Here is a 13,308-nt window from a genome sequence, read left to right on the forward strand (position 1 = left end):
GAAAGCCGGATTATCTGGCCCATCGACCCACTTTCTGTTTGGGCCAAACGGTGGTTTTCAGCCGCGACTTTTTGCAGCAGAATTATAGCTTTGGGAGGCAGAGGCGCTGCCAAATCGGGACGGGCTATGAATATACTGCTTAGGCGTGTCGTCGATCGTGTCGTTAGGGTCGGCAATCTGAAGATCACCGGGCCTGACGGCTCGGTCCATAGTTTCGGCGACGGCAGCGGGCCGCTCGTCCATGTGCACATAAAGACCACTCACGCCGAGCGCGCCATCACACTGCATCCGTCGCTGGCAGTCGGCGAGGCCTTCATGGACCAGGAGTTGGATTTCCTGGAGGGCGACGTCCTCTCCTTCCTGCACCTGATTTATGAGAACACCGGGCCGATGGGCAGCGGCGACGCGCTGTCGCGCGCCATGGAGGGCGTGCGGGTGGCGATCCGCGGGCTGCACCAGATGAACACGCATCGGCGCTCGAAGCGCAACGTCGAGCGGCACTACGACCTCTCCGGCGAGATGTACAAGCTCTTCCTCGACGAGGACATGCAGTATTCCTGCGCCTATTTCGAGCGGCCGGACATGACGCTCGAGGAAGCGCAACTCGCCAAGAAGCGGCACATCGCCGCCAAGCTCCGGCTGAAGCAGGGACAGTCGGTGCTCGACATCGGCTGCGGCTGGGGCGGGCTCGGACTCTACATCGCCAGGAATTTTCAGGCCGACGTGCTGGGTGTCACCTTGTCGAAGGAACAGCACGCCATCGCGACCGAGCGGGCGCGGGCCGAGGGACTGGACAGTCACGCGCATTTCGAGATCCGTGACTACCGAGACCTCAACGAGCGCTTCGACAGGATCGTCTCGGTCGGCATGTTCGAGCATGTCGGCGTTAATCACTACCGCACCTTCTTCGAAAAGTGCGCGACGCTGTTGAAGCCGGACGGCGTGATGCTGCTGCATTCGATCGGCCGCTTCGGCCCGCCGACATCCACGAACGCCTTCATCCGCAAGCACATCTTCCCCGGCGGCTACATACCCGCGCTCTCGGAAGTGCTGCCGGCGATCGAAAAGGCCGGCTTGATGGTCGGCGACATCGAAATCCTGCGCATCCACTATGCAGAGACGCTGAAGGCCTGGCGCGAGCGCTTCATGGCCAACCGCGACAAGGCCAAGGCGATCTATGACGAGCGCTTCTGCCGCATGTGGGAATTCTATCTCTCCGGCTCCGAGGCGGCGTTCCGCTGGCAGGACATGATGGTGTTCCAGATCCAACTCACGCGGAAGAATGACGCGGTCCCGATCACCCGCGGCTACATGGAGAAGGCCGAGAAGGCGCTTGCCATGCATGAGATGGGGCACCAGCCTGGAGGGGCTGAGGCTAAGCCCAAACGGGGCCGCAAGAAGGTGTCGGAGGGGGAGTGATTGGAGCGGAACGTTCGGCTGGTAAGATAGACGCGGACCCTTTACGGGCGTCATCCCGGGCGAGCAGGAGCGCAGCGACCGCGAAGACCCGGGATCCATTCCGGAACTTGCCAGGACTGGGCTCGCCCGACCTAGACCGCCACCATCCACCACCATGGCGGGCTAGGTCTACATACTCGCTTCCAAGAAAGATGGGACACTCTATACAGGCGTCATTGGCGCAGGCGCCCACGCTAACTGATGAGGGTTTCGATCTGCAGCAGGGATCGATGCCATGTTAATACCCATGAGGCTGCAGTGAACTACGTACTCTTCGCAGCCGCGGCACTTGCCGAAATCGCAGGCTGCTTTGCCTTCTGGGCATGGTGGCGGCTGGACAAATCGCCGCTTTGGCTGGCGCCGGGCTTGGCGTCGCTTGTCGTCTTCGCATGGCTGCTGGCGCTGACCGATGCCGAGGCGGCAGGCCGCACCTACGCCGCATACGGCGGAATCTACATTGTCGCCTCGCTGGCGTGGCTCTGGGTTGCGGAAGGCATCCGGCCCGACCGGTGGGACGTTTCGGGCGCTGCCATCTGCCTTGCCGGAGCTTCCATCATCCTGTTTGCGCCACGCGCGGGGTGATCATCCGAGCCGCTCCAGCAACGCCGGCAGTTCGCCCAGATGCGGCAATTCCCTGAAGCGCGGCTCGTCGGCGGGTGCCTCCATGTGCTCCAGCACCCAGGTGAGGTCATGCGGGATGAAGACGCCCCATGACCCTGCCCTGACGGCTGGCACCACGTCGGACTTCAGCGAATTGCCGACCATCATCGAATGTTCGGCCCCGTCTCCGTGGCGCGAGAAGATGCGCCGGTAGGTGGCCTCGTTCTTGTCACTGACGATCTCCACCGCATCGAAGAAATCGCCCAGCCCCGACTGCGCCAGTTTGCGTTCCTGATCGAACAGATCGCCCTTGGTGATCAGAACGATACGATAGTCGTCGGCCAATCTCTCGAGCGTCTCGCGGGCGTGCGGAAGCGTCTCGACTGGATGCGAAAGCATCTCGCGGCCGGCGGAAAGAATCTCGCCGATGATCGAGGCGGGAACCCTACCCTGCGTGATCTCAACCGCGGTCTCGATCATCGACAGGGTAAAACCCTTGATGCCGAAGCCGTAGTGGGCGAGGTTGCGCTTTTCGGCCTCCAGAAGACGGGTCACTAGAGCCTCCGGCGCGGCATGATCGGCAAGCAACGCCTGGAAGCGCTGCTCGGTGAGCCGGAAGAACTGCTCGTTCTGCCAGAGCGTGTCGTCGGCGTCGAAGCCGATGGTGGTGAGTTTCGCCATTGAGTACTCCTTCAGGCGAATAGGCCTTGCATGCGCCCTGCCCGTCGTTCACGCTTCGTTCACAAATCCCAAGGACACGGATAATATAGTTCGATTCGGGTCAAGGCGGATTCGAAGCTTAGTCGACTGCGCTGTTAACGACTGTGAATCCAGTGCACCGAGAGTGCACCGAGGCCGCTTTGGACGGACTCCTTTGGAGCGTTTTGCTACGCCCAAAGGCTGAAGGATTTTGGGGTGACGGGGATGGCGGAAGCAGCACGGAAGCTCGCGGTGGCGGAGACGCCGATCTATCGCGAGGCGCCGAACAACATTGAGGCCGAGCAGGCCCTGCTCGGCGCGATTCTCGTGAACAACGACGCGTTCTACCGGGTCTCGGACTTCCTCAAGCCGGCCCATTTCTACGAGCCGCTGCACCGCAGGATCTACGAGATCGGCGGCGACATGATTCGCATGGGCAAGGTGGCGACGCCGATCACGCTGAAGACCTTCCTGCCCGCCGAGGAGAAGGTCGGCGACTTCACCGTGGCGCAGTATCTCGTGCGCCTCGCCGCCGAGGCTGTCACCGTCATCAACGCCGCCGACTACGGCCGGGCGATCTACGACCTCGCGACACGCCGCGCGCTGATCACGGTCGGCGAGGACATGGTCAACATCGCCTATGACGCGCCGGTCGACATGTCGCCGCAGGAGCAGATCGAGGACGCTGAGCGGCGTCTGTTCGAGCTTGCCGAGACCGGCCGCTATGACGGCGGTTTCGAGAGCTTCGGCGATGCGGTGAAGACCGCGATCGACATGGCGAGCGCCGCCTATATGCGCGACGGCCATCTCTCCGGCATCGCCTCCGGCCTGCGCGACCTCGACAACCGCATGGGCGGCCTGCAGCCTTCCGACCTGATCGTGCTCGCCGGCCGACCGGCCATGGGCAAGACCTCGCTTGCCACCAACATCGCCTTCAACGTCGCGCATGCTTACGAGCCCGCCCAACAGGCGGACGGCTCGTTCAAGGCGGCCAACGGCGGCGTGGTCGGCTTCTTCTCGCTGGAAATGTCGTCCGAACAACTCGCCACGCGTATCATCTCCGAGCAGGCGGAGGTGCCCTCGTCGAAGATCAGGCGCGGCGACCTGACCGAGCCGGATTTCGAAAAACTCGTCAGTTGCACGCAGACGCTTCAGAAGATCCCGCTGTTCATCGACCAGACGGGCGGCATCTCGATCGCGCAGCTTGCGGCGCGCGCCAGACGGCTGAAGCGCCAGCGAGGTCTGGACGTCATCGTGATCGACTATATCCAGCTCATGACCGGCTCTTCCAAGAAGGGAGACAACCGCGTTCAGGAAATTACCGAGATCACCACAGGCCTGAAGGCGCTCGCCAAGGAACTCAACACGCCGATCATCGCGCTGTCGCAGTTGTCGCGTCAGGTCGAAAACCGCGAGGACAAGCGGCCGCAACTCTCCGACCTGCGCGAATCGGGCTCGATCGAGCAGGACGCCGACGTGGTGCTCTTCGTCTACCGCGAGGAATACTACCTCAAGAACAAGGAACCGAAGCCGGGCACCGAAGAACATATCAAATGGGAAACTGAAATGAACGAGGTGCGCGGCAAGGCCGAGGTCATCGTCGCCAAGCAGCGCCACGGACCAACCGGCACGGTGAGCCTCGCCTTCCAGGGCGAATTCACGCGGTTCACAGACCTTGCCGAGGACCAGCATCTGCCGGAGCGGTTTGAGTAGGGTGGGGTCGACCGTGTCTGAAATGTCAGCTCTCTACGTTGCTCCCCTCTGTCCCGCCGTCATGTCCGCCTCGATGCGAGTGCTAAGCCGTGGCTAAATCCCGCATCCAGTTCATTTGCCAAAATTGCGGCTCCGTGCACACGCGCTGGGCCGGCAAGTGCGATGCCTGCGGCGAGTGGAACACGCTGGTCGAGGAAGGCACGTCCGGCGGGATCGGCAGCGGGCCGTCTTCGCTGCGCACCAGCCGCAAGGGGCGACCGGTTGCGCTGACCTCGCTCGCCGGCGAGATCGAGGACGCGCCGCGCATCGCCTCGGGGATAAGCGAGTTGGATCGCGCAACCGGCGGCGGTTTCGTACGCGGCTCCGCCCTCTTGGTGGGCGGAGATCCCGGGATCGGCAAGTCGACGCTCCTCACCCAGGCAGCGGCGGCGCTTGCGCGCAGAGGCAATCGGATCGTCTACGTTTCGGGCGAGGAAGCGGTGGCGCAGATCAGGCTTCGCGCCCAGCGTCTCGGCGCGGCCGATTCCACGGTGGAACTGGCAGCTGAAACCAATGTCGAGGACATCCTCGCCACGATCGCCGACGGTCGCCGGCCGGACCTCGTCATCATCGATTCGATCCAGACCCTGTGGACCGATGCGGCCGACTCCGCGCCCGGCACCGTCACCCAGGTCCGCGCGGCGGCGCAGGCGCTGATCCGCTACGCCAAGTCAACCGGAGCGGCGATCGTACTAGTCGGTCACGTTACGAAGGAAGGCCAGATCGCGGGTCCCCGGGTCGTGGAGCACATGGTCGACGCCGTGCTCTATTTCGAAGGCGAAGGCGGCCACCACCATCGCATCCTACGCACGGTGAAGAACCGATTCGGGCCGACCGACGAGATCGGCGTGTTCGAGATGTCGGACAAGGGACTCCGGGAGGTCTCGAACCCATCCGAGCTCTTCCTTGGGGAGCGACATGCCGCCGCGCCTGGAGCGGCCGTGTTCGCCGGGATGGAAGGCACGCGGCCTGTCCTGGTCGAGATCCAGTCCCTAGTGGCACCGACGTCGCTTGGCACGCCGCGGCGCGCGGTCGTCGGCTGGGATTCGCCACGATTGGCAATGGTGCTAGCAGTGCTCGAGGCGCATTGCGGCGTCCGCTTCGGCCAGCATGACGTCTACCTGAATGTCGCGGGCGGCTATCGTATCGCCGAGCCGGCGGCCGATCTTGCCGTGGCGGCTGCGCTGGTCTCCTCCCTAACCGGCCTTGCTCTGCCTGCAGATTGCGTCTATTTCGGCGAAATAAGCCTATCGGGTGCGATCAGACCGGTTGCCCATGCGCAGCAGCGTCTGAAGGAAGCGGAGAAGCTGGGCTTCGGGCAGGCGGTCTTGCCGCGCGGCAGCGAGGAACTCGGCAGCGGGAACGACTCCCGCGCCTTTCAGCCTGCCACGCTGGCGGATCTCGTGGTCCGCATTGCCGGCTCGCTCCGCCGCGATACCGATGACTGATAATATGGGGCCGGCGGGCTACCGGGGCCGTGAGGGACTTGAATGCCGATAACGCTGCTTGACGGAATCCTTGTCGGCTTCGCGCTCGTTTCCGCCATGCTGGCGATGGTTCGCGGATTCTCCCGCGAAATCCTGTCGATCGCCTCGTGGGTCGCAGCCGCGGCCGCCGCCTTCTTCTTCTACAAGCCGGTCCTGCCCTATGTGCAGCCGCACATCGACAACGAACAGTTGGCGATGGCGGTCGCCGCCGGCGCGGTATTCGTCGTGGCGCTCATCATCGTTTCTCTCATCACGATGAAGATCGCCGACCTGATCATCGATTCCCGTATCGGTGCGCTCGACCGCACGCTGGGCTTCGTCTACGGTGCGGCACGCGGCATCCTGGTGGTCGCGGTCGCGCTGCTGTTCTTCGAATGGCTGGTCGGCCAGAACCGGCCGGCATGGATCACCGAGGCGAAGTCGGGGCCGATGCTGGAGAGCATCGGTGACTACCTCGAAGGCATGCTGCCCGAGGATCCGGAAAAGTCGTTCCTGAAGAAGATCATCCCTGGCCAGGAAACCCCGGAGACCCAGTCGCAGGAGCCGGCCGCCACCGAGGCCCCGGCGGAAAATCCGCCGGCAGAAGCGCCCGCCGGGGAAAATCCTCCGGATGAAAATCCGCCGGCAAACGATTGACCATGGCGCGCTCGGCCTAAACTGCCTATATCCAGGCTTTCCCCGACGAGAGAACGCCTATGTCGAGCGCGGATCATAACCTCACTGCCGAGGCCGACGATCATTTCCATGACGAATGCGGCGTGTTCGGCATATTGGGCCGCCAGGACGCGGCGGCCATCGTCACGCTCGGCCTGCATGCGCTCCAGCATCGCGGCCAGGAGGCCGCGGGTATCGTCTCCTTCGACGGCACCCAGTTCCACGTCGAGCGCCATGTCGGCCTGATCGGCGACAATTTCACCAAGCAGACGGTCATAGACAGGCTCCCTGGCGCGCGCGCCATCGGCCACACGCGCTACGCCACCGCCGGAGGCTCCGGCCTCCGCAACGTGCAGCCCTTCTTCGCGGAACTCGCCGAAGGCGGACTGGCGATCGCACACAACGGCAACATTACGAATGCTTTGACCGTACAGCGCAACCTGCAGAAGCAGGGCGCCATCTTCTCGTCGACCTCCGACACCGAAACGATCCTCCACCTCGTGGCGACGAGCAAGGAGCGGGATCTGAACTCGCGCTTCATCGATGCGATCAGGCAGATTGAAGGCGCATTCTCGCTGGTCGCGCTGACCGCGAAGAAGATGATCGGCTGCCGCGATCCGCTCGGCATCCGGCCGCTCGTGCTCGGCGATCTCGATGGAGCCTGGATCCTGGCTTCGGAGACCTGCGCGCTCGACATCATCGGCGCGCGCTTCGTGCGCGACCTGAAGCCGGGCGAGATGGTGGTGATCACGCCGAAGGGAATCGAGAGCCTCTTCCCGTTCGAGCCGCAGAAGCCTCGCTTCTGCATTTTCGAGTACGTCTATTTCGCCCGGCCCGACTCCACGGTGGAGGGGCGCAACGTCTACGACGTGCGCAAGCGCATCGGGGCAGAGCTCGCGCGTGAAAATCCCGTCGAGGCAGACATCGTGGTGCCTGTGCCGGACTCTGGGACGCCCGCGGCGATCGGCTTCAGCCAAGCCGCGGACATCCCGTTCGAGCTCGGCATCATCCGCAACCACTATGTCGGGCGCACGTTCATCCAGCCCGGCGACTCGATCCGCCACATGGGCGTGAAGCTGAAGCACAACGCCAATCGCCGCATTATCGAGGGCAAGCGCGTGGTGCTGGTCGACGATTCCATCGTGCGCGGCACCACCAGCCAGAAGATCGTGCAGATGGTCCGTGACGCGGGCGCCAGGGAGGTGCACATGCGCATCGCCTCACCGCCGACGCGCGCCTCCTGCTTCTACGGGGTGGACACGCCCGAGAAGGCCAAGCTGCTCGCCTCGCGCATGACGGTCGAGGAGATGGCCGACTTTATTCGGGTGGATTCGCTCGGGTTCCTGTCGCTGGACGGGCTCTATCGCGCGGTGGGCGAGGACGGCCGCAATTCGGAGCAACCCCAGTTCTGCGACGCCTGCTTCTCGACCCAGTATCCCACCCGCCTCGCGGACGTCGAGGGCACGGAGGACAATGTCCGCACGCTCTCGCTGCTGGCCGCCGGCGGGCAATAGGGGAGCTTTCGCTGGCTGGCATGTCGGTGCGGAACAAGATCTATCTCGCCGTCGTCATTGCGACGGCCGCAGCGCTCTATCTTACTTCGCCAGAAGGGATGAACAGCGGCGACGGGTTCGCTGAATGGGCTTGCGGCATCGCGCGGGGCTTCGGTTACTGCTGAAGGCAGACCGATCGATCCTGCGCGACACCCTCGCGCACCAATGGTCCGCCCACTGATCGCCTCAGGCGCTGCTCGGCAGGGCTTCTGGCCGCCACAAAAATCCCTTGCGGACCGCGAGCCGCTCCCCCGGGCCGTGGACGGCGGCGTATAACAGTCCGGCCAGGAAGGTGAAGTGGTCGACGAAGAAGCCGAACTCCGCCTCGTTGCCGGCCCACCGGTCAGGTCCATGGAAGGCGAAGCCGAGGAAGATCACATAGACGCCGGCGAGAAGGGCAGCCTCAGAGAAGAAGACGCCGGTCAGGAAGGCCACCACCAGCGCGAGCTCGAAAAAGGCCGCCAGCCACGCAAGCAGCAGCGGAAACGGAAACCCGGCCGCAGCGATGTAGCTGGTCGTGTCGGACATGCCGGCGAACTTGAATGCGGCCGCCATCGCGAACAGTGCGGCGAAGATGAGCCTGGCGACGAGGATTGCTACGGTTCTGGCCACTTTTCCCTCTCCTGAAAATCAAGTCTCGGGCCGAGGACGTTCCGCCCCCGCTCCTCCCGACACTCGCGGCGACATATTCGCGCCGGCGCGATGATTCCGTAGGCGAAAGGGGTGTTCAAGGCTTTCGCCGGCGCCGAATTCGTCCTATCTGACGGCGCCTTCAAAAGCCGAACGACTGGATATCCGCATGACCGACACCCCCGATCTTTCCGGCCGCATCGCCCTCGTCACAGGAGCGTCGCGCGGCATCGGCTATTTCGTGGCCAAGAGCCTGGCTGCGGCGGGGGCACATGTGATCGCGGTGGCGCGTACGGTCGGCGGGCTCGAGGAACTCGACGACGAGATCAAGGCCGCGGGCGGCAGCGCAACACTGGTCCCCCTGGATCTCGCCGACATGCCGGGCATCGACCGGCTCGGCGGAGCCATCCATGAACGCTGGGGCAAGCTGGACATACTGGTCGCAAACGCCGCCATCCTCGGAACGATCTCGCCGATTGGTCATGTCGAGGCGAAGACCTTCGAGAAGGTCATGACCATCAACGTCAACGCGACGTGGCGGATGATCCGCTCGGTCGACCCGTTGCTCAGGCTTTCGGATGCCGGCCGGGCAGTGATCATGTCTTCCGGTGCCGCCCACAGCGCCCGCGCCTTCTGGGGCCCCTATGCGGCGTCGAAGGCAGCCGTCGAGGCGCTGGCCCGTTCGTGGGCGGACGAGACCCGGAACATGGCGCTGCGGGTGAACGTCTTCGATCCCGGTCGTACGCGGACCGCAATGCGGGCCCTGGCCGCACCCGGCGAGGATCCGATGACCCTGCCGCATCCCTCCGAAGTCGCGCCAAAGATGCTTCCGCTGCTCAGCCCCTCCTTCAACGAGACAGGGCTGATCTACAGCGTCCCGAACGGACGGCTCCTTCACTACCGCATGCCCGAATAGGCCGGCGCCTCCCCTTTCCGCCTGAGCCAATCGCTTGCCCGCGCTGGGCATAGCCGCCCTTCCTGACGCCGTGCCAAGAGGGCTCGCCCTTCCCGCGCCATCGGCGCAGATCGCCAGGAATTCTGATGGCTGCGGTCGTGTCCACCTCTACCCGCGACGGCGTCTTTGCCGGCATGGTGCTGGCGAGCGTCGCCTACATGCTCTTTTCCGGACAGGATGCGGCGATCAAGCTGCTCGTCGCCGGCATTTCGGTCTGGCAGATCCTCTTCTTCCGCAGCGTCGTCATTCTCGCCGGCTGCGGGGCCGTTGGCGGGGTCAAGCTTTTCCGTGAAACTGCGCGCTCACCCATCGTGAAGCCTATGTTCGTACGCAGCCTGCTGATGCTGGGCGCATGGCTCTGCTTCTACACCGCAGCGAAGACCCTGCAGTTGGCGGAGATGACCACGATCTATTTCGCCGCCCCGGTCATCGTCACGATAATGTCCGTGGTGATCCTCAAGGAGCGGGTGCCTCTCCTGCGCTGGGCCGCGGCCCTGGTTGGCTTCGTCGGCGTGTTCATCGCCTGCGATCCAAGCAATCTGGGCTTCACACTGCCTGTCGTGCTGGTTCTCACGGCGGCGCTGTTCTGGGCCCTGTCGATCGTGCTGATGCGAAAGATGGCGCTCCAGGAACGCACAATCATCCAGGTCGTGCTCAACAACTGCTTCTTCCTGGTGACCGCAGCCGTGCCGATGTTCCTCGTATGGGAAACGCCGAACCTTGGCCAGGCCGCTCTCATGGTGCTCGTCGGCGCCATCGGTGGAGCGGCGCAATTCGCGCTCTTCGAAGGAATGAAGCGCGCAGAGGCGTCCGTGATCGCGCCGTTCGAATACACCTCCCTCGTGTGGGCATTCGTGTTCGGCTATCTCATCTGGAGCGAGGTCCCGCGGATCGAGGTCTATGCCGGAGCCGGGCTGATCATGCTCGCAGGGCTTATCATCATAGTGGGTGAGCGACCTCGGTCGAGCCGCTGACAAGGGCGCTGGAAGGGACCGGCACTCCCTCTCTCGGGCCTTGCCGAACGATTGCAGAAAAAATTTCAAAAAAATCTTTGTCGGCGTGGAACCTTCTTTCGCGAGCGTAGTTCTTACCCACGACGGGCACCCCCCTATGCCCACCCCCCCTCGCCCGTCACACTTTAAAGCCAGCTTTCGAGCTGGCTTTTTTCTTTGCCGTGGACGCGCCGACATGCGCGTGGCGATTGACGCGGGAGGAAGATCAACTACCCTCTTCGGCAGCGATTGGGCATAGGCGCGCCGTCGCAGTCGACGGGATGGAGGCGCGGCATGGTCCTGACGTTGATTCTGATTGGCGCTGTCGCGGCGGTCTATGCGACAGCCTGCGCCGCCTTGATGATGCGCCTCGGAATAACGTTCCGGCAGGCGCTGTCCTATCTTCCGCTGAAGCTCCTCTATCGAATAGACGATCGTGCGGTCCGGATCGCGAGAAAGTCCGAAGCGCCGGTCGTCTATGTCATCAGCCATCAGTCGCGGCTCGATGCGGCGTTGATGCTGTCGCTGCTACCTGACGACACGCTGCACATACTGGACGAGGACTCGGCGAAGTCGGCGTGGCTGGAACCTTGGCGCGAGCTTGCGCGCACGATCGCGTTCAACACCGAGCATGTTTTCGTCAGCCGCCGACTGGTCCGCGTGCTCAAGCGCAAGGGGCGCATCGCGGTCTACATGCCGGAGGATGTGGAGCCGGATGTCCGCTCCTTTCGGCTCTACCGGGCCGTTTCACGGATTGCCCTGCAGGGCGAGGCCCGGGTGGTCCCGATCTTCATCGATGGCGCTCGGCACCTGCCCTTCTCCCGCATCGACGAGGCGACTGCTCCCCGACGTTGGTTTCCGAGGCTGAGAATCGGGATGCTCGAGCCGCTGACGATCCCGGAACTGGTTTCCCGTGCGGGCGCGGCGCAGCCCACCGCCTCCGGCGCGCTGTTCGACCGTCTGGCGGAGGCCAGGAGCACCACAAATCTCGCCGGCAGGACGCTTTTCCAGGCGATCGTCGAGGCGGCGGGACGCTTCGGAGCCGACCGGGAGATCGTCGAGGACGTCATCAGCGGATCGCTGAGCTATCGGCGCATGCTCATGGCCACGCGCGTACTTGCCAGCCGGCTTGCGAGAACCACGGCACCCGGCGAAGCGGTCGGACTGCTTCTGCCGAACTCCAACGGGATAGCGATCGCGCTGCTCGGAGTGCACTCGGCGGGACGTGTCGCCGCCATGATCAACTACACTTCCGGCCCGGCCAACGTGACCTCGGCCATCCGAACCGCGATGATACGGACGATCGTCTCCTCCCATGCGTTCGTCGAGAAAGCAGGACTGGCGGACATCATAGAGGCTGCGAAGGCCGGCGGGGCACGCATACTCTGGCTGGAGGAACTGCGCGAGGGCACGAGCCGCCTGGACAAGCTTGCCGCCTTCTTCCTCTGGCGGCGTCCCGTAGGGCCGCAGGCAGCCGATGCGCCAGCGCTGGTCATGTTCACTTCGGGATCGGAACATGCCCCCAAGGCGGTCGTGCTTTCACACCAGAACGTCTTGACCAATGCCATGCAGGTCGAGGCGCGCCTTGCAATCGGCCCGCGCGATTTTGTCATGAACGTGCTTCCGGTGTTCCACGCCTTCGGGCTCCTGGGCGGGCTGATCCTCCCCCTTCTCGCAGGAGTGAAGACGCTGCTCTATCCTTCGCCCCTGCACTTCAAGCTGATACCCCAGTTGGCCGGGAAGAAGCGGCCGACCGTTCTGTTCAGCACCGACACGTTCCTCTCCGCCTATGCCAAGGCGGCGGGAGACCAGGATTTCGCCTGCCTGCGGATGGCGGTTGCCGGCGCCGAGCCGCTGCTGGCCGAAACCCGGCGCATCTGGATGGGGCGCTTCGGAACGCGCCTGTTCGAAGGCTATGGCATGACCGAGGCCGCGCCGGTCCTCTCGCTCAATTCGGCGACCCATGAGCGCGAAGGCAGCGTCGGCCGCCTGCTCCCCGGCGTTCGCGCACGGCTCGAACCTATTGAAGGCATCGATGAAGGCGGGCGTCTCTGGGTGACCGGCCCCAACGTGATGATGGGCTACATGTCCGCCGACCGGCCCGGCGTCATCCAGCGCCTCGAGGAGGGCTGGCACGATACCGGCGATATCGTGTCCTTCGACCGGGAAGGTTTTGTGACGATCAAGGGGCGCGCAAAGCGCTTCGCCAAGATCGCCGGCGAGATGGTGTCGCTGGGCGCCATCGAGATGCTCGTCCACGCGCTCTGGCCCGAGGACAAACACGCCATCGTCGCGGTTCCGGACCGACGCCGCGGCGAGCGGATCGTGCTGGTCACGACTGCTGAACAGGCCGATGCAAACGAACTTCGCCGACGCGGCAAGGAGGCCGGGATGACCGAACTGGCCATTCCGCAGGACATCGTGAAGATCGAGGAAATCCCGATCCATGCGACCGGCAAGACGGACTATGCCGCCACCCGCCAGATCGCGATCGACCGCCTCGGCCACGCCACCGCGGCGTGAGGGCC

General features: G+C 64.1%; 12 protein-coding genes. 10 read left to right on the forward strand and 2 right to left on the reverse strand.

The window, feature by feature from the left end; all coding sequences use genetic code 11:
* Window positions 1–126 precede the first annotated feature (126 nt).
* Window positions 127–1,419 (forward strand): SAM-dependent methyltransferase, encoded by a 1,293-nt coding sequence (locus HUI96_RS18625; protein ID WP_188256185.1) that lies wholly within the window; start codon window positions 127–129, stop codon window positions 1,417–1,419.
* A gap of 297 nt (window positions 1,420–1,716) precedes the next feature.
* A complete protein-coding gene (locus tag HUI96_RS18630; protein ID WP_188256186.1) occupies window positions 1,717–2,040 on the forward strand; it encodes a YnfA family protein in 324 nt (107 codons plus the stop codon).
* On the opposite strand, the gene HUI96_RS18635 is transcribed toward HUI96_RS18630, so the two are convergent.
* On the reverse strand, window positions 2,041–2,739 hold the full coding sequence (locus tag HUI96_RS18635; RefSeq protein WP_188256187.1) for an HAD family hydrolase: 699 nt from the start codon (window positions 2,737–2,739) through the stop codon (window positions 2,041–2,043).
* Between the two features lie 243 nt (window positions 2,740–2,982).
* Here HUI96_RS18635 and HUI96_RS18640 point away from each other — a divergent pair, with 243 nt between their 5' ends.
* The 5 genes from HUI96_RS18640 to HUI96_RS29110 all read left to right on the forward strand — a co-directional run bounded on the left by HUI96_RS18640 (window position 2,983) and on the right by HUI96_RS29110 (window position 8,328).
* Entirely contained in the window at window positions 2,983–4,470 is a 1,488-nt protein-coding gene (locus tag HUI96_RS18640) for a replicative DNA helicase (protein ID WP_188256188.1), read from the forward strand.
* An 89-nt stretch (window positions 4,471–4,559) separates the two neighbouring features.
* A complete protein-coding gene (gene radA / locus HUI96_RS18645; protein WP_188256189.1) occupies window positions 4,560–5,957 on the forward strand; it encodes a DNA repair protein RadA in 1,398 nt (465 codons plus the stop codon).
* A gap of 42 nt (window positions 5,958–5,999) precedes the next feature.
* Entirely contained in the window at window positions 6,000–6,632 is a 633-nt protein-coding gene (locus HUI96_RS18650; RefSeq protein WP_188256190.1) for a CvpA family protein, read from the forward strand.
* A 59-nt stretch (window positions 6,633–6,691) separates the two neighbouring features.
* Window positions 6,692–8,164 carry an amidophosphoribosyltransferase gene (gene purF / locus HUI96_RS18655; protein WP_188256191.1) on the forward strand — a complete coding sequence of 491 codons (1,473 nt, stop codon included), beginning with the start codon at window positions 6,692–6,694 and terminating at the stop codon, window positions 8,162–8,164.
* 20 nt (window positions 8,165–8,184) lie between these two features.
* The gene (locus tag HUI96_RS29110; RefSeq protein WP_210320235.1) at window positions 8,185–8,328 is read left to right on the forward strand and encodes a hypothetical protein; all 144 of its coding nucleotides are present in this window, start codon (window positions 8,185–8,187) and stop codon (window positions 8,326–8,328) included.
* 61 nt (window positions 8,329–8,389) lie between these two features.
* Here HUI96_RS29110 and HUI96_RS18660 read toward each other — a convergent pair whose 3' ends face one another.
* Complete coding sequence (locus HUI96_RS18660) at window positions 8,390–8,815, reverse strand: DoxX family membrane protein (RefSeq protein WP_188256192.1); 426 nt, start codon at window positions 8,813–8,815, stop codon at window positions 8,390–8,392.
* Between the two features lie 187 nt (window positions 8,816–9,002).
* Between HUI96_RS18660 and HUI96_RS18665 the strand changes: the two genes are divergently transcribed.
* From HUI96_RS18665 to HUI96_RS18675, 3 genes are all read left to right on the forward strand, one after another.
* Window positions 9,003–9,749 (forward strand): SDR family NAD(P)-dependent oxidoreductase, encoded by a 747-nt coding sequence (locus HUI96_RS18665; protein WP_188256193.1) that lies wholly within the window; start codon window positions 9,003–9,005, stop codon window positions 9,747–9,749.
* Between the two features lie 125 nt (window positions 9,750–9,874).
* Window positions 9,875–10,762 (forward strand): DMT family transporter, encoded by an 888-nt coding sequence (locus tag HUI96_RS18670; protein ID WP_188256194.1) that lies wholly within the window; start codon window positions 9,875–9,877, stop codon window positions 10,760–10,762.
* Between the two features lie 312 nt (window positions 10,763–11,074).
* Window positions 11,075–13,303: an AMP-binding protein gene (locus tag HUI96_RS18675; RefSeq protein ID WP_188256195.1), complete on the forward strand. Its 2,229-nt coding sequence runs from the start codon at window positions 11,075–11,077 to the stop codon at window positions 13,301–13,303.
* Window positions 13,304–13,308: the final 5 nt, after the last annotated feature.

Origin of the sequence: Pseudaminobacter soli (ex Zhang et al. 2022) (assembly GCF_014595955.1) — a bacterium.
GTDB lineage: Bacteria > Pseudomonadota > Alphaproteobacteria > Rhizobiales > Rhizobiaceae > Kumtagia > Kumtagia pseudosoli.